At 47.9% G+C, this 15,660-nt stretch carries 15 protein-coding genes and 1 pseudogene; 12 read left to right on the forward strand and 4 right to left on the reverse strand.

Annotated elements, in window-relative coordinates:
- Window positions 1–204: 204 nt before the first annotated feature.
- A complete protein-coding gene (trmB, locus tag M3661_RS20125) occupies window positions 205–927 on the reverse strand; it encodes a tRNA (guanosine(46)-N7)-methyltransferase TrmB (RefSeq protein ID WP_065290378.1) in 723 nt (240 codons plus the stop codon).
- A gap of 232 nt (window positions 928–1,159) precedes the next feature.
- Between trmB and mnmL the strand changes: the two genes are divergently transcribed.
- From mnmL to M3661_RS20150, 5 genes and pseudogenes are all read left to right on the forward strand, one after another.
- The gene (mnmL, locus tag M3661_RS20130) at window positions 1,160–2,128 is read left to right on the forward strand and encodes a tRNA modification radical SAM protein MnmL/YtqA (protein ID WP_251487973.1); all 969 of its coding nucleotides are present in this window, start codon (window positions 1,160–1,162) and stop codon (window positions 2,126–2,128) included.
- 1 nt (window position 2,129) lies between these two features.
- On the forward strand, window positions 2,130–2,717 hold the full coding sequence (mnmM, locus tag M3661_RS20135; protein ID WP_065290376.1) for a tRNA 5-(aminomethyl)-2-thiouridylate-methyltransferase MnmM: 588 nt from the start codon (window positions 2,130–2,132) through the stop codon (window positions 2,715–2,717).
- Window positions 2,705–2,935 (forward strand): annotated as a pseudogene (locus tag M3661_RS20140) (VOC family protein); the annotation flags it as partial. The gene mnmM and the pseudogene M3661_RS20140, both read left to right, overlap by 13 nt.
- A 21-nt stretch (window positions 2,936–2,956) precedes the next feature.
- Window positions 2,957–3,925, forward strand: coding sequence for a type I phosphomannose isomerase catalytic subunit (locus M3661_RS20145; protein WP_251487977.1), 969 nt, complete (start codon window positions 2,957–2,959; stop codon window positions 3,923–3,925).
- Between the two features lie 137 nt (window positions 3,926–4,062).
- Window positions 4,063–4,575 (forward strand): aminoacyl-tRNA deacylase, encoded by a 513-nt coding sequence (locus M3661_RS20150; protein ID WP_251487980.1) that lies wholly within the window; start codon window positions 4,063–4,065, stop codon window positions 4,573–4,575.
- A gap of 55 nt (window positions 4,576–4,630) precedes the next feature.
- On the opposite strand, the gene M3661_RS20155 is transcribed toward M3661_RS20150, so the two are convergent.
- Window positions 4,631–6,484 carry a helix-turn-helix transcriptional regulator gene (locus M3661_RS20155; protein ID WP_251487983.1) on the reverse strand — a complete coding sequence of 618 codons (1,854 nt, stop codon included), beginning with the start codon at window positions 6,482–6,484 and terminating at the stop codon, window positions 4,631–4,633.
- A 186-nt stretch (window positions 6,485–6,670) separates the two neighbouring features.
- Here M3661_RS20155 and M3661_RS20160 point away from each other — a divergent pair, with 186 nt between their 5' ends.
- Entirely contained in the window at window positions 6,671–7,501 is an 831-nt protein-coding gene (locus M3661_RS20160; RefSeq protein WP_065290372.1) for a type II CAAX endopeptidase family protein, read from the forward strand.
- A 194-nt stretch (window positions 7,502–7,695) separates the two neighbouring features.
- Here M3661_RS20160 and M3661_RS20165 read toward each other — a convergent pair whose 3' ends face one another.
- Window positions 7,696–8,004 carry an ArsR/SmtB family transcription factor gene (locus M3661_RS20165; RefSeq protein WP_065290371.1) on the reverse strand — a complete coding sequence of 103 codons (309 nt, stop codon included), beginning with the start codon at window positions 8,002–8,004 and terminating at the stop codon, window positions 7,696–7,698.
- 207 nt (window positions 8,005–8,211) lie between these two features.
- Between M3661_RS20165 and M3661_RS20170 the strand changes: the two genes are divergently transcribed.
- The 6 genes from M3661_RS20170 to M3661_RS20195 all read left to right on the forward strand — a co-directional run bounded on the left by M3661_RS20170 (window position 8,212) and on the right by M3661_RS20195 (window position 14,367).
- Window positions 8,212–9,438, forward strand: a complete 1,227-nt coding sequence (locus M3661_RS20170) for an MFS transporter (protein WP_065290370.1) — start codon at window positions 8,212–8,214, stop codon at window positions 9,436–9,438.
- A gap of 162 nt (window positions 9,439–9,600) precedes the next feature.
- Window positions 9,601–10,275, forward strand: coding sequence for a response regulator transcription factor (locus M3661_RS20175; protein WP_065290369.1), 675 nt, complete (start codon window positions 9,601–9,603; stop codon window positions 10,273–10,275).
- Complete coding sequence (locus M3661_RS20180) at window positions 10,272–11,690, forward strand: sensor histidine kinase (protein WP_251487986.1); 1,419 nt, start codon at window positions 10,272–10,274, stop codon at window positions 11,688–11,690. Before M3661_RS20175 ends, M3661_RS20180 begins: the two co-directional genes overlap by 4 nt.
- A gap of 319 nt (window positions 11,691–12,009) precedes the next feature.
- A complete protein-coding gene (locus M3661_RS20185) occupies window positions 12,010–12,921 on the forward strand; it encodes an ABC transporter ATP-binding protein (RefSeq protein ID WP_251487988.1) in 912 nt (303 codons plus the stop codon).
- Window positions 12,921–13,634: an ABC transporter permease gene (locus tag M3661_RS20190; protein ID WP_251487991.1), complete on the forward strand. Its 714-nt coding sequence runs from the start codon at window positions 12,921–12,923 to the stop codon at window positions 13,632–13,634. The genes M3661_RS20185 and M3661_RS20190 overlap by 1 nt, the downstream gene beginning before the upstream one ends.
- Window position 13,635: 1 nt before the next feature.
- Window positions 13,636–14,367, forward strand: coding sequence for an ABC transporter permease (locus M3661_RS20195; protein WP_251487994.1), 732 nt, complete (start codon window positions 13,636–13,638; stop codon window positions 14,365–14,367).
- Between the two features lie 111 nt (window positions 14,368–14,478).
- On the opposite strand, the gene M3661_RS20200 is transcribed toward M3661_RS20195, so the two are convergent.
- Entirely contained in the window at window positions 14,479–15,423 is a 945-nt protein-coding gene (locus M3661_RS20200; RefSeq protein WP_251488271.1) for a DUF2167 domain-containing protein, read from the reverse strand.
- Between the last annotated feature and the right edge of the window lie 237 nt (window positions 15,424–15,660).

Below are 15,660 nucleotides of genomic sequence, written 5' to 3' on the forward strand. Positions count from 1 at the left end.
GCTATTGCATCACATTTACGCTATCTTGAATAGAGGCCAGCCTTACCAAACATAAAACTTATTCAATTCTAAAAAACTCCACGGCAATGGAGTTTTTTTGCCATGCTTAAAAACCAGTATATCAGTAGTTCATTAAATAACCAAGGGATAGCTTGACAAACATTAGCTGGTTTTTGATCTTCCATATATGATTTCGACCCGGAATTAACGGGATGCGTAAGGCTCTTTGTGAGACAAGGAAGAGCGGTACTGCTTGTACGCCTGATCCCCAACGAGCACCTCGACACGATGAATATTCATGCCTTTGCCCATAAATTTCTCTTCGTACTCTGTCATAACATGCTCTTCATTGATGCCATCACGATGCAGGTTCAAGGAGATATTCCGCATTTGAAGCCCCATCTCTGCGAAGGAGTTCAAGGAAAACTCGAACAAGGTCTCTGAATCCGTTTTGAAATGGATCTCACCTGTCTTGCTCAATGCATAACGATACTTCTCAACAAGACGCGAATGAGTCAAGCGACGGCGTGCGTGCTTCTTCTTCGGCCACGGATCACTGAAGTTCAAGTATACGCGCTCAAGTTCGCCTTCTGCAAAAATTTGCTCCAAAAATTCGACATTCGCGCGCACCAGTCTCAGGTTGGACGCTTCCTGCATTCCTGCTTCTTCTCGAAATAAGCGAGCCTTCTCACATCCGCGAGCGATCAACTCATCGTACATATCCACACCGATGAAGTTGATGTCTGGGTACTTCAAGCTCATCTTACTGATGAACTGCCCTTTTCCCATTCCCAGCTCAACATATATGGGGCGGTCATTTCCGAACGCCTCACTCCATTTGCCCTTCAACTGCTCCGGCTCAAGCACGACCAAGTCGGTTTGCTCTGCAAGCAGCTCTTTTGCTCCTCTTTTGCCACGTAAGCGCATGTGTGCTTTCCTCCATACTGATTATGCTCCAAGCCCTTATTGTGCATGACAAGCGATAAAAAGTAAAGACGGCGATGCAGGCAAATAAGAACAACAGAGCTTGCCCGCTGTCTTCGCTTTTACGGCCAAATCTGCTACAATAATACAACGGGATTGTTATCGATAAGCATCCGTTATGGATGGTTCACGTTTTGCATAACAATCAACTTACACTGCAATTGAAAGGGCTTGTATGCCATTGGACGGCTTAATACACACACAATCGACTTCCCCCCTCTTGTGGGGAGACAAGCGGTTTCATACATGGAATTATGAGATGCGCGAGCAATTCGGAGAAAAGGTATTCAAAGTGATGCTCGACGCTGGGTTTACCTGTCCGAATCGGGACGGAAGCATTGCGATCGGCGGCTGTACGTTCTGCAGCTCGCGTGGTTCTGGAGATTTCGCTGGTCGTCGGCGCGACGATCTGGTCACTCAATTCAACACCATTCGAGATAGACAACATGCGAAATGGCCAAATGCCAAATATATCGGCTATTTTCAAGCTTATACGAATACGTATGCACCAGTGGACGTATTGCGAGATTACTTCGAAGTCATTCTTGAGCAGCCTGGTGTCGTCGGCTTGTCCATTGCGACACGGCCTGACTGTTTGCCGGACGATGTTGTCGAATACTTGGCAGAGCTTAATAAGCGCACGTATTTATGGATCGAGATGGGACTTCAGACGATTCATGAATCGACGTCTCAACTTATTAACCGCGCACATGATACAGCATGCTACATCGAAGCCGTAGAGAAGCTCCGCAAGCATAATATTCGCGTCTGCACCCACATCATCTACGGACTACCGCAAGAGACGCACAGTATGATGCTCGAGACGGCCCAAGCTGTCGCTCAGATGAATGTGCAAGGCATTAAGCTTCATCTGCTTCATCTCATGCGCAAGACCCCGATGGTGAAGCAATATGAAGCTGGATTGCTGCGCTTCCTGGAGATGGATGAGTATATCAAGCTTATCGTCGATTCGCTTGAAATGCTTCCTCCGGAGATGATCGTCCACCGCGTGACAGGTGACGCACCGGGGGACTTAATAATTGGACCGATGTGGAGCATGAGAAAATGGGAAGTGCTCAATGGCATCGATGCGGAGCTGAAACGGCGCAACACATGGCAGGGCAAGTATTGGAGGGAGTCATAAGATGGGATTTCTTTCCGTACTCGGCTATGCACAGCAAGTGGTGAAGGAGCGCGTGCAGCCCGGTGAACGCGTCATTGATGCAACGATGGGAACAGGTGTAGATACCTTATTTCTCGCCCGCCTAACTGGATCGCGCGGCTCAGTAGCCGCCTTCGATGTCCAGGAAGAAGCGCTTGAGCTGACTCGTAAGCGGCTTCATCGTGAGCTGGGCGAAGACGAATACGCACATGTCAGCTTGCTTCAGGCAAGCCATCATGCCATGAATGAAGTGCTAGGCGAAGAATGGTTCGGTACAACCGCTGCCATCATGTTCAATCTTGGGTATCTGCCTACGAATGAGGCAGACAAGCGCATTATGACCGTCCCTGAGACGACACTTACAGCACTCGACAACGGTTTATCTATGCTGCGTCCTGGCGGAGTGCTTAGTATTGTACTCTATCCCGGACATAGCGGCGGCGATGATGAGGCCGAGCAAGTGCGAGCTTGGGCGGAGTCTCTTCCAGCTCGTCTTGGGCAAGCCGTTATTTATCGAATGCTGCAGCGTCCAGATGCACCTTATGTCATTGCGGTAGAGAAACGAAAATAACAGAAGGTTATTCTGGAAGCTTAACGGAAGAAGGCAGGGTTCACCATATCGCCTTCACTGTTGACGATATAGGGGCTGAGTTGGCTCGAATGAAGAGCCTGCCTCAAGTTGAGCTTATTGATGAAGAACTGGTTACCTTGCCGAACGGCAGCCGCTATTTTTTCTTTAAGGGTCCGGACGGCGAGAGACTTGAGTTTTTCCAATCAACTAGATACTAGACAACTCGGGAGTGAGAGAACATGACAAGACCTTATCCATTGAAGTTTCAGCCAGAATTTAAAGAACGCGTATGGGGCGGCCGTGCTCTGACGCAATTCGGATTGGATTTGCCAGAAGGACATATCGGTGAAGGTTGGATGATCGGTGATCATCCGAACGGTACGACGAAGGTCGTAAACGGTGAACTGGCTGGACTTGGCTTGGACGAAGTACGTGAACAATACGGCAAGGAATGGTTCGGCTCCAAGGGCTTCTCTGAGAAGAACGGCCGATTCCCACTGCTTATCAAGCTGTTGGACTGCAATGATGATCTCTCTGTTCAGGTACACCCTACTGACACGTATGAAGGTCTGCCGCAAGGCGAACTGGGCAAGACAGAGATGTGGTATGTGCTGGACGCGAAGCCAGGTGCGAAAATCATTTACGGCTTGAAGGAAGGCATTGATCGCGCAGCAATGGCAGAAGCGATCGAAGATGGCCGCATTATGGAGGTTCTCCAAGAAGTATCCGTACAGGCCGGAGATACCTTCTACATTCCAGCTGGTACTGTTCATGCATTGTGTGCAGGTGTTGTAGTCGCTGAGATCCAACAGAACTCCGATACGACTTATCGCTTGTACGACTACAATCGTCCAGGTCTCGACGGCAAGCCGCGTGAGCTGCACATTGAGGATTCCTTGAATGTCATCGCGTACGAAGGTGCGGGCGCAACTCGCATGTCTACAAATGGCGCTGTCGCTAACGAGTGGCTGGTGCTCGCGGAGTCTCCGTACTTCCGTGTAGAAAAAGGCATCGTTGAGAAGCCATGGGCACTCGCAACAACAGAAGAGAGCTTCGTCATTCTTGTTATATGCGAAGGAACAGGCACACTTACAACTGCTGACGAGCAGATCGCTTTCAAAGCAGGCGAATGCTTCCTGCTTCCTGCCAACCTTGGTGAATATACGCTTGATGGCAACTGCACTGTATTGCGCTCTGTTGCTCCTTAATGCGCGCATGATTGACTCGGCATCCGATTCCTTTCGGGAAGACCGGATGCCTTTTTATTAGCAAGCAACCTACACCTAGACTTACACGTTCGCTTGCATTTATACGAGCTCTTTTTCTTTTGAATGGAGGGACAGAGATGAATACGAACAAGGAATATCTAGAAAATCAGCAACCACCGCAGTCAACAGATGAATATGATAACAAGCTTATTTCCTATCTCCGCGCGAATCAAATGGCTGCTGAACATCTGCGTCTACATACACTGTGCCATTCCGTTGAGGATGCTGCTCAAGCGGTGCAAGCCGATAAAGCTGATTTTGTTAAAAATGTCTGCATGATCGATGGTGAAGGTCACTTACTTGTAGCCATCGTCAAGGGCGAAGACCGTGCAAGCACCAGCAGAGTTGGCAAGGCACTGCTTATTCCTCCTCCACGCTTGGCGCTCGAGCAAGAAATGCTTCAGCTTGCTGGATATCCTGCCGGCGGGATTCCTTCCTTTGGCTTCACAGCCACATTTCTTATCGATCCGAAAGTTCTGGAACAGGAATTCGTATATACCGGCGGGGGCTCCCCCTATTCACTGACGCGAATCTCTGTTCAAGAAATGATGCGTGTCAATCAAGCCATTGTAGCAAGAGTACGGAAATAACCGTGCCAATACACAAATAAGCGCCTAGTGTGTTCACTAAGCGCTTTCTCTCTATTCATACAAGACGTGCTTTCCGTGCTGCATTCGCGGCAGACATTCGATCGTTTACTCCCATCTTGGCATATAGGCTTGAGATATGATTGCGGATCGTTCCTTCGGACAAATAGAGAATCTGAGCAATTTCACGGTATTTCTTTCCTTGCGCCAAATAATAGAGCACCTGCTTCTCACGTTCAGTTAAGCCGAATGGATCTTCACTGCTTTCCATGCATGGCCCCATACTCCCTGCCACTTCACTTCGGGCCTCAGCGTGATCCATTTGCAATAATTGATCGGTCATCAATCGTGCGATCGGCTGCGCTAGGAGCGTTCCCCCTTGATGTACAAGACGGACGCTGGCAAGCAGCTCCTTCGGATGCATGGACTTTAGCAGATACGCTTCCGCTCCCGCATCAATCGCTTGTACGGCATAATCTGATTCCTCAATCGTTGTCAGCAGAATGATCTTCACATCCGGCCATCGCTCCTTAATCACACGAACAGCAGCCAAGCCATCCATTCGCGGCATTCGAATATCCATGAGCACGACATCAGGATGCTCGCGCTCCATATATTCAACCGCTTCCTTCCCATCCACTGCTGCACCTATGACATAGACATCATCTTCTTGGCTAAATAAATAGCACAAACTCTCACAAAAGAGCTGCTCATCATCAGCAATGAGCAAGCGGATCGGCTGATCGCCCTCTATTGGCAACTTACGCGGAACCTTGCATACAATTTCCATGCCGTTCCCTAATGAAGTACGCACCATTAAGTGCCCACCATAAGCATGCAGGCGATCCTGCATTGATGACAGGCCATAGCCAAAGGTTAGCTTCTCATTGCCTAACCCATTGTCCCGAATCGATAAGCATACTTCTGTCTCGTCATAGACAAGGTTAACCTCGATAGATGATGCTCTACCATGACGCACTGCATTTGTAGCGGCTTCCTGCACACAACGCTCTAATACCATACGGTGTGCATAAGGAACAGAATAGTTGATGCCTTCTGTTTTGAGATTACATGCAATACCAGTTTGATTGCAAAGCGTGTCCAGCAAGTGCTTCAATACCTCATCCAAGGTTCGCTCCACTTCTTCAGAAGGAGCGATATCATGAATGTGATGTCGGATTTTTTCAAAGCTGCTCCGTGCGTGTACAATCACACTCTCAAGCCTATTCTTTGCTTGTTCAGGATCATCCTCCATCAGAACCTTAACAGATTCCAACCCCATAACAATCGATGCATGGGAATGGCCTAATGTATCATGCAATTCGCCAGCTACGCGATTGCGCTCCTCCTGAACGGTAAGCCGCTCCACTTGCTCCGCATATTGACGAATAATATTGAATTGATGCTCATTCTCTTGAAGCAGCTGCTTCATTCTTCGTTGCGAATGCAGGAACACATGAAAGCCAACACCGATCCCGAACAATATTACATGATTAACAGACGAGTCCAAAGACTGAAGCCAAGTTAATTTGCCGCTCCATAAGCCAATGAAGGGAAAAAGTCCGACGATCGAACCTCCCCACCATACATTCTTCCTTGACGTCATAAATCCAATGAGAAGTGCGGGCAGCACCATATTGTCGAGATACACAGGCATCGACAAATGCATGGAAATGTTAATGCCTCCCGACAAAATTATTTCCGAGGCAATAAATTTCGACGGGTGAATGCTGCCAGGTCTCCAGAACCACAAAGGCAGCGCAGAACACAATATAAACGGTACGATTGTACGTCCGGTATGAACCGTACTAAAGTCCGGTGATATGGCAATATAAACTGCCCCTGATACAATCCAGAGAATGTATAAGCCCATCAGAGCTGCGTCGATCCAATGCCATTGTCGTTTCTCCATTCACTTGCCTCTTTCCATGTAAGCAACATACTTCTCTAATCGCTCAGCCAGATATATTTATGGCATCTTCTACATCCAAGATAGGATATTCATATGACGGTATTTTCAGATGTTCCTCACTGGGAGCACCATCCTTATTGTAATATGATAGGCCCGTGAAAAAAAGCGAAACCGGAGGAATGCAGCATGTTTTCTAATTTACACAGCCATACAAAAGCACTGATTTACACAGCAATCGTCTTCATTCTTGCTATAGGCGTCAGTATCGTTCCGAACACCAATTCCTTACTGTATATGCTGACTCCAACTGCGGCTGCCTTAATTATGCTCCTATTAGTAACGAGGGATGGTCGATCGCGTTCCGGTTGGGCCGCGCTTGGATTACGAAAATGCGGGTTCAAATGGTGGTTCCTATGTACCACTGTTCCAGCTGTTATTGTAGCCCTAAGCTATGGATTCGCCTGGGGAGTTGGTGCCCTAGTCATTGATGTCCCCCCCACCTATGCAGGCTATGATTGGACGGCCTTCCCGATCGTTGTCGCGATACAATTTGTCAGCGCAGTAGTTACGAGCTCACTTGGTGAAGAACTTGGCTGGAGAGGTTATTTGCTTCCGCTTCTTGTAAACTGCTTGGGAGAGAGAAGTGCGTTATTCGCCACCGGCCTGATTCATGGTCTATGGCATATCCCGATTATATTGATGTCTCCCATCTACCACCAAGATCAAAATCCGTTTCTCGCATGCCTATTCATTGTGGTATCCTGCCTGTTCCTAGGCCCTGTCATCGGATATATTCGATTGCGTTCATCCAGCGTATGGTCAGCTTCTATATTCCATTCGGCACATAATGTAATGTGGAGTGTTCTGCGCGGCATTGCGGTTCCGACTTCAGGCATTGCTCTATATGTAGCAGGAGACAACAGCATCGTTGTCATTCTCTGTTATATGCTGCTTACGGTATGGGGCATGAAGCGCTTTCGCCACCAAGATGCCGATGTTCGACCCATAAACACATAAAAAACTGAACATTGATGTTCCAAGAGAGTAGTAACAAGAGAGTTCGTCTGACAGATAAGCAAAGACGCCTCCAGAACCACAGTAATTGTGGGGATGGAAGCGTCTTTTTTTTCGCATTTGCATACCCATGCGGAGCTCCGTTCTTCAACTTTGACACTTTACAAGGCCCTTCCTCTGTTTGCCGAACTATGACGTCATATCTCCTTGGTTTGGGTCAGGATTACTTGCATTAAACCAGGAAAGCGCGCTTCGAGCTCATCCTTGCGCAAACAGATGAATCGCTGTGTTCCCTCCATTCTAGTTCGAATAATACCAGCTTCACGCAGTACTTTGAAATGATGGGACATGGTAGACTTGGACAGTGATAAATCGAATCCTCCGCAGGTTTGCTCTGGAATGCTCATCAATTGCAGCACGATACTCATTCGAATCGGCTCGCTGAGCGCATAGAACACTTGCGAAAGTTCAATATGTTCGATATCGGGATGAAATAATGTTCTCATGTCATTATTGTACCGAAATGATTGACATCATTCAATAGTTCGATTACACTCGAACTATTGAACAAAGGTGCGCACCTTCATAATCAGTGAATCTTGCCTATATTCACTATCATTTGTAACCTATGAATCATCTCGTTTAAAGACGATCCCTTGTGTCTGTGTCATTGCCGCATGAGATCGCGTATTCATTACAGGAGGCCAGTTACAATGAGCAACACGATGAATCAACCACATGCCGCATCATCATCCCGTACTATTATGTCTTTATTCTTTGCCACGATGTTCATCATTGGTACAGATACCTTTATCGTATCTCCTATGCTGCCAACACTACGAGAAGTTCTGCATATCTCTGTCGTACAATCAGGATGGCTTATTTCTGCTTATGCACTCGGATACGCCCTTTTCGCCCTAATCGCCGGACCGCTATCCGACAGACTGGATCGCAAGTCTTGTCTCCTCGGAGGGATGCTGGGATTCTCTCTGTTCACAGCACTATGTGGTTCAACAACAAGCTTCTCCCTCTTATTCACCTACCGCGCCTTGGCGGGAATTAGCGCGGCAATCGCCTCGCCGCAAATATGGGCATCCATCCCTCAATTAGTAGCACCGCACAAGATCGTAAAAGCGATGGGCGCCGCAACTGCTGGCCTAGCCGTCTCGCAATGTCTCGGCGTACCTCTTGGCAGCCTGCTTGCCGCGAGCAGTTGGAGACTGCCCTTCTATGCCATCGGAGTAACTGCGCTGCTCATTACCATCATATTGGCGCTAAAGCTCCCTTCTATCCCACCAGCGACGAAACAACGAAGTTCACTGAGCTCTCTTGGACGACAATATCGCGCTCTTTTCTCGCGCCGCAGCACCACCTTTGCTTTTCTCGGGTATTTTCTATATCAGCTAGGTACTTTTTCTACCTTCTCCTATCTGGGAAATTGGCTCGCTGATGACTTTTCTCTTACTGTACAGCAAACGGGACTATTCATCCTTGGCTTTGGGATCGGCAATTTGTTCGGCAGTATTCTCGTCTCGAAGGTGGAACGTACGCTCGGCATTCGACGAACCGTTACATATTCACTCCTTGGCATGATTGCGATGTATGTGATCGTCATGACCAGCCATCTTCTTGCATTCATTAGTATCGCTTATACGCTTATCGCCTTGTGCGGCGGCATGCTGTTCCCTCTCTTAATGGGAACTCTTCAGAAGGATCAACCGAATGCACGTGGAACCGTATCCGCGCTTGCAAACAGCACAATGTATTTTGCAACGATGCTTGGATCCGTTCTAGCTGGTGTCCTCTATGCACGCGTCGCGGGGTTTGCTTCCATCGTAGTTGTTACGATGCTGTGCTATACAGCATCCCTGTTCATCTTCCGCAGCCTGCTGCACAGCCCGCCACCGATCAATAGTCAGGCGGCCATTCAGCAGAAGTAGATTCGGCCGGCCACCTATTCGGTACTAGCAGCGAGGGCTGATGTAATCTAGTATGAACTACACGGCTATCGTCCAACTATTGCATTCTTTCTCTATCATCTGGTTTCATATGAGCTATAATGTTCAATGACACGAAGACACGATAGGGAGAGATCGTTCATAATGAGTCAACGGCTATTATACATAGAAGATGACAAAGAAATAGGAACATGGACCAGCAGTTATTTGCAAGATAAAGGCTATCAGGTAATGTGGCTGCTGTCCGGTGAACATGCACTGGTGCACGCACCTGATAGCGATCTGATCATACTTGATGTGATGCTTCCAGGATTGGACGGCTTTACGGTGGGACAGCGTCTGAAACGCGAATACCCAAGTACGCCCATCTTGCTGCTGTCAGCCCGCACGTCTATTGACGACAAGCTGCAGGGGCTGCAATTCGCCGATGACTACGTAACGAAGCCTTTCCATCCGGATGAGCTTGCTGCAAGAGTGGAGGTACTGCTGCGGCGCTTCGAGAAGCAGTCCCCTGCTTCCATCGAGTTGAAGCATCTGCGCATATCCCTGCACGATAATCACATTGTGCATGCCTTGACCGGTGAAGAAATCACACTTACCGGCAAGCAGCATCATATATTTGCCTTCATGCTGCGTCATGCCAATCAGATCTTAACGAAGGAACAAATTTATGAAAGCGTCTGGGGCGAACCCTACATGGAGGGCGATAAGACACTCATGGTTCATATTCGGCATCTGCGGGAGAAAATCGAAAACGATCCTAGCCAGCCGGAAATTATTGAGACGATTCGCGGCATCGGATATCGGGTGAAGCTATGAATTCCCGTATTCCACTGCGCAAATCACTGCTGATCCGGTATTTGACGCTTGTATTTGTCGCTCTCATGATCTGGCCGATTATTTTTCCATTAACCTCTACGATTCTGTATTATGTATCTCTCTTGCAGAATGGAGGGGAACCCGTCGAGAATCGTTATGCGGTAGCGGCTAAGTTAGAAGAGCGGTGGCACCAAGAAGCTGCTCAATTCAAGCAAGCCGATCGGGCTGCGATTGAACAGAGACTGCATGAGCTGAAGAAAGAGTACCCGGAGGCCAAATTATTCTGGGTCGATAACAGCGGTACTACTCGCCTTCAGCTTCCTGTACAGCCCAGCCTGCCAGCACAATGGAATGCTGGTGATGCCATTACCTTTATGAAGAAGAGCTACGATGGAGATCCGTTCACCGTCGTAGCTTTTATCGGGCAGGATCCGAAGCAGGGATTCATGGTTATGCAAATTGCTCGAAATTTGATGGTATCGGATAGACAGGGATACAGCACAACACACGCTCTTATCATCATCGCCCTCGTGTTTGTACTATTTACAGTTGCCTCTTGGTGGTTCTTCTATAGACTTCGGGGTCGGCTTGTGCGGTTAGGCAAGGCGATGGTTCCCGATAACGCCAATGGCTTGCCTTCGCCAATTGAGATAACGAAGTGGGATGAAATTGGTCAATTGGAGCATACCTTCAACCAAATGATCAAGCAGCTCACCTCCAGCCGTCAACGGGAACAAGAGGAAGAAACTCTGCGCAAGGAACTGATCGCTAATTTGTCCCATGATCTTCGAACACCGCTAACCACGATTCGAGGACATGCCCATTCACTCCAACGAGAGCCATTGTCTGAGCAAGGTCAACAGTCGCTTGTTCTTATCGATAAGAAGGTCAATGATTTGGGACAGCTTGTTGATAATTTATTGGCGTACACGCTGCTGTCTGCTCACAAGTATTCGCTGAAGATGGAAGCAACGGATATGCTGCGGCTTGTCCGAACTTCTGCGGCGAGCTGGTACCCGATTTGGGAGAAAGAAGGCTTTGTGATTCATATTGAGCTCCCGGAGCAGCCCGTTACTTGGAGGGTCGATTCACAGTGGATGACGCGCATCCTCGATAATTTATTTCAAAATATTGTGCGCCATGCCGCAGAAGGGCGATATATCGGGATTGCGATTCATGCGCATGGAGAGAAGACTGCAATTGTGATTGAGGATCACGGACCCGGTATGAGCGCTGCGTCCACAAGTAAAGGCGTTGGCCTTGGGCTGACGATTGTCGAGTTGATGACCGCAGAAATGCAGCTACAATGGCAAGTAACGAGCAGCCCAGAAGGGACAAGGATGAGGATAGAGCCGATGAAGGCAATAGCGTATCAAACTAAAGGACAAACTAAAGGGAACTCAATGAAATTATGAAATCCAATGACAATGAATTCATTGAAATCAATATACTATAAATTCTATAAACTCAATAAATCCTAGGAACCATAAGAATCAAATGAACCCAACACGTTAACGAAGACCATATTAAAGACTCCCACTGCGGAAAGCCGAACTAACCGAAAGTATCCTTATGAATAAATGTACATCCCCTACTACGCCCATGGACGCAAACATGTTCATGGGCTTCATCTTCTCCTTTTTTAAACAGATCCTTTCTTAAACAGAATTTAAACAAGCAGACGCTTTTGTTTTAACCTTCGACCTGTATCGTTAACTGACGAGGTGATATACATTGAGTGAAACAATCATTCAAACCGAAGGGTTGACGAAAACATATGGCGACCGCCGAGCAGTTGATCAGCTTCGGCTTACGATTAAACGCGGGGATATATACGGCTTCCTTGGCCCGAACGGCGCAGGCAAGACAACGACGATCCGCATGCTGCTTGGACTTATTCGCCCCACGAAGGGCAACATTCAAATATTCAACAAGAACTTGCACTCCCATCGGCTGGAAATCTTGCGCAAGGTCGGATCGCTGGTTGAATATCCATCGTACTATGCTCATCTGACTGGTCGGGACAACCTAGAGGCCATACGCAGAATTATCGATGTGCCGAAGTCGCGGATCGATGAAGTGCTTACCATCGTTCGTCTCACAAACGATGCCAATCGCCCAGTTAAGGGGTATTCGCTTGGCATGAAGCAGCGGCTTGGCATCGCCGCAGCTATGCTGGGCAGTCCAGAGCTGCTCATCTTGGATGAGCCGACCAATGGCCTTGATCCCTCTGGGATTCTGGAAATTAGAGAGCTGATTAAGAGCCTTCCCCATCAGCACGGCATTACGGTTCTTGTATCCAGCCATCTATTGAGTGAGATTGAACAGATGGCTACGCGCGTAGGCATTATTCAGCATGGACGTATGGTCTTTCAGGATTCCATCAGCGTATTGCAGGATCAGGCGCAGCATCGTATTCGATTCGCGGTCTCGAATCCTGTCAAGGCAGCGAATCTGCTCGCTGCATCTGGATGTGCTGTAGAGCAGCAGGAAGGAAGCGTCTTGATGAACTACATGCCAGACAGTCAGGTCGCCTCCCTCGTTGATCTGCTCGTCCATAACCAACTGTCCGTGTATCGAGTAGAAGAACAGCGGCAGTCGCTGGAAGAGATCTTCCTCTCAATGACTGGAGAGGGGAACAATTGATGATCGGGAAGCTGCTTTCATCTGACTTTGTAAAAATACGCCATACGTGGATATGGCTGCTCATTGTCCTAGGGCCTGTCGGCGTCATCAGCCTTCAGGCGATCAATTACAGCTTGCGCTACGACTACCTCGTATCGAAGCTGAAGGATCAAGTATGGATCGGCCTACTCAGCGACATTAAAATGCTGGCGGTTCTCGCCCTATTATTTGGCGTTACACTCGTGACATCCTTGATCGCAAGTATCGAGCATCGCCAGCGATCATGGAAGCAGCTGCTTGCGCTTCCCGTGTCTCGATTCAGTGTATTCTCATCCAAATATATTCTGAGCTTGTTCATGATGTTCACTGCATCGCTGCTGCTTGCTGTCGGATCAGTTCTGCTCGGTCTGCTTCTCGGCTTCGGTACAGACATCCCTTGGTTCCTGCTGCTCAAGAACAGCTTCTATCCGTTCTTAGCGGCTATGCCCATACTCGCACTGCAGCTATGGTTATCTACCGTTATCAGCAACCAAGCCATTCCACTTACTTGCGGAATTCTAGGCACGATCGTATCCGTGTATTCGATTAGAATGCCGGATTGGATGCCGTACAAGTGGCCGCTGCTTGTAAATGAAGCCAATATTCCAGAGTACTCCGTCATCGCAGGTATCTTGATCGGCTTCGTCGTCTTTCTGTTCAGCCTTGTTCACTTCATTAGAAGGGATGTGGATTGATGTGGCAACATGGCTGCGATTATTTCAATCTGAACGTTTAAAGTTGGGCAAGTCCCATATTGGACTGCTTACCCTGATCAGTCCTCTACTGGCCATGCTCGTCGGCCTATTCATTTCTGAGCAGCAGCCGCCCGAAATCCAGTGGCTCTATTTATGGTCGACGATGTCAATCGCGCACGCGATGTTGTTCTTACCGCTGTTGGCTGGCGTGTTCTCTGCATTTATATGCCGGTACGAGCACGCGGGAGGCGGTTGGAAACAAATGCTTTCCTTGCCTGTGTCCCGCTCCAGCCTATACTTGGCGAAATTCGCCCATGTTACACTGCTGCTGGGACTAACACAAGTACTGTTCCTGCTAGGTGCAATTGCTGTCGGCTTATTAAAAGGATATACAGCACCTATCCCTTGGACTGAACTTCTGAGAGCCTTCTCCAATGGCTGGCTGGCTACATTGCCTGTTGCCGCGCTTCAGCTGTTCGTGTCCGTATCATGGTCAAGCTTCGCGGCTCCGCTTGCTATTAACGTGATGCTGACACTGCCGAATATGCTCATCGTCAATTCGGAAAAGTACGGCCCATGGTATCCTTGGGCACAGCCTGCACTCGCGATGAACGGCGTGGAGAAATACGGGGCATTCAATGTCTCGCTCGGCACTCTTTTGTTCGTCATTGTCGGTGGATTCCTGCTCTTTCTACTTAGTGGTCTTATTTATTTCAACCGCAAAGACATGTAGCTTTATGAAGACATCCTGCATCTTGTAAATACGTAGAAAAAAAGAGGCAGATAGACATCATTGTCTAGTCTGCCTCTTTCCATATAGGATACGGTCCTGTTCATTTTGAATTTATGACATTGGCGGCTGTTGAGATGGAGGCTGCTGCGAGGACTGCTGAGAAGCCGATTGTTCATCACCTGCAGCAGATTGCACTTCCTCTTCTTCCTGCTCCTTGTTGCGCTTCTTGCCTGTTAAGAGCTTCCACAAGCCAGCAATGACAGCCACAATAACGATCCAGGACTTTTTGAACAAGCCGAGCGCCAATGCGATTAATCCAACTTTTTTGGCAACGGCAACACCCGCTCCGCCAAGGATAAGTCCAGCCAAGCCATACTCCGCCACCTTATCCGTCGATTCATTGAAATCCTCATAGCGCTTGCCTTCTTTGATTTTCAGCGTAGACAAGACCAGATCATTCATTTCCTTACGCGATGCTTCTACCTTTTTGGGATCACAGACCAAGATCGCCGACACATAACCCTCTCGCGTCAATATACGCTCGTTATAATTGACCATTGAGGCATTGTCTTTATCATGCAATAATAGCGACCATACAACTCTACGTGCTGTTTCATCATATTTAGGAGCTACGTCCCAACCATCCACGAACAGATGATTTTCAGGGGTCATTTCTTTATTTGCTTCTTCTTGTCCGTCTTTATAACTTTGCAGCAGTTCATCTGCATCGATCTCATTTTTGTCACTATCTTTGATATGTCCCGAATCGGAATACTCAAAATACAAAACCCAGCGGCCGTCTTCTGGCATGACTGTACCAATTTCAGATCCGGAAGGCTTGCCTCCGTTTCTCGTAATCATGGCTTTTGTTTGTGAGCCATTTATGTATTCCATTCCTTTTTTCAAAGTCACGGTCGCAATGCCTTGATCAAGCTCTACCGCCTGTCCCGCACCAACAATGTAGTTCGCAGTTCCCTCAGCATGCGCTGGCATCGATCCCGTCATAAGAAGTGCAGCACATCCCATTATGACAGCTGTTTTTTTGAACCATTTCATCACAATCTTTTACCTCCTAGAATATCTCTCTATTTTTCTCTCGACAAACTATACCGGAAGAAGGAATGTATGAAAATAAGTACATATGCCCACATTTTGATTATACAAAGTGACAACCCGTAATTTTCATGAGACTTTTGGTATGTTTTTCATTTCCAAATCCTACCCCATCCTATTTTATTTTTGCTGATAGGACTAGACGAGAAGAGATAAAAAAAGCAATCTTAGGTCTAATAC

Source organism: Paenibacillus sp. MER 180, assembly GCF_023713665.1.
GTDB classification, from domain to species: domain Bacteria; phylum Bacillota; class Bacilli; order Paenibacillales; family Paenibacillaceae; genus Paenibacillus_B; species Paenibacillus_B suaedae.

Coding starts and splice junctions, on each gene's coding strand:
- trmB (WP_065290378.1), bottom strand. CDS start 927: ATGCGCTTACGTGGCAAAAGAGGAGCAAAAGAGCTGCTTGCAGAGCAA.
- mnmL (WP_251487973.1), top strand. CDS start 1,160: ATGCCATTGGACGGCTTAATACACACACAATCGACTTCCCCCCTCTTG.
- mnmM (WP_065290376.1), top strand. CDS start 2,130: ATGGGATTTCTTTCCGTACTCGGCTATGCACAGCAAGTGGTGAAGGAG.
- M3661_RS20145 (WP_251487977.1), top strand. CDS start 2,957: ATGACAAGACCTTATCCATTGAAGTTTCAGCCAGAATTTAAAGAACGC.
- M3661_RS20150 (WP_251487980.1), top strand. CDS start 4,063: ATGAATACGAACAAGGAATATCTAGAAAATCAGCAACCACCGCAGTCA.
- M3661_RS20155 (WP_251487983.1), bottom strand. CDS start 6,484: ATGGAGAAACGACAATGGCATTGGATCGACGCAGCTCTGATGGGCTTA.
- M3661_RS20160 (WP_065290372.1), top strand. CDS start 6,671: ATGTTTTCTAATTTACACAGCCATACAAAAGCACTGATTTACACAGCA.
- M3661_RS20165 (WP_065290371.1), bottom strand. CDS start 8,004: ATGAGAACATTATTTCATCCCGATATCGAACATATTGAACTTTCGCAA.
- M3661_RS20170 (WP_065290370.1), top strand. CDS start 8,212: ATGAGCAACACGATGAATCAACCACATGCCGCATCATCATCCCGTACT.
- M3661_RS20175 (WP_065290369.1), top strand. CDS start 9,601: ATGAGTCAACGGCTATTATACATAGAAGATGACAAAGAAATAGGAACA.
- M3661_RS20180 (WP_251487986.1), top strand. CDS start 10,272: ATGAATTCCCGTATTCCACTGCGCAAATCACTGCTGATCCGGTATTTG.
- M3661_RS20190 (WP_251487991.1), top strand. CDS start 12,921: ATGATCGGGAAGCTGCTTTCATCTGACTTTGTAAAAATACGCCATACG.
- M3661_RS20200 (WP_251488271.1), bottom strand. CDS start 15,423: ATGAAATGGTTCAAAAAAACAGCTGTCATAATGGGATGTGCTGCACTT.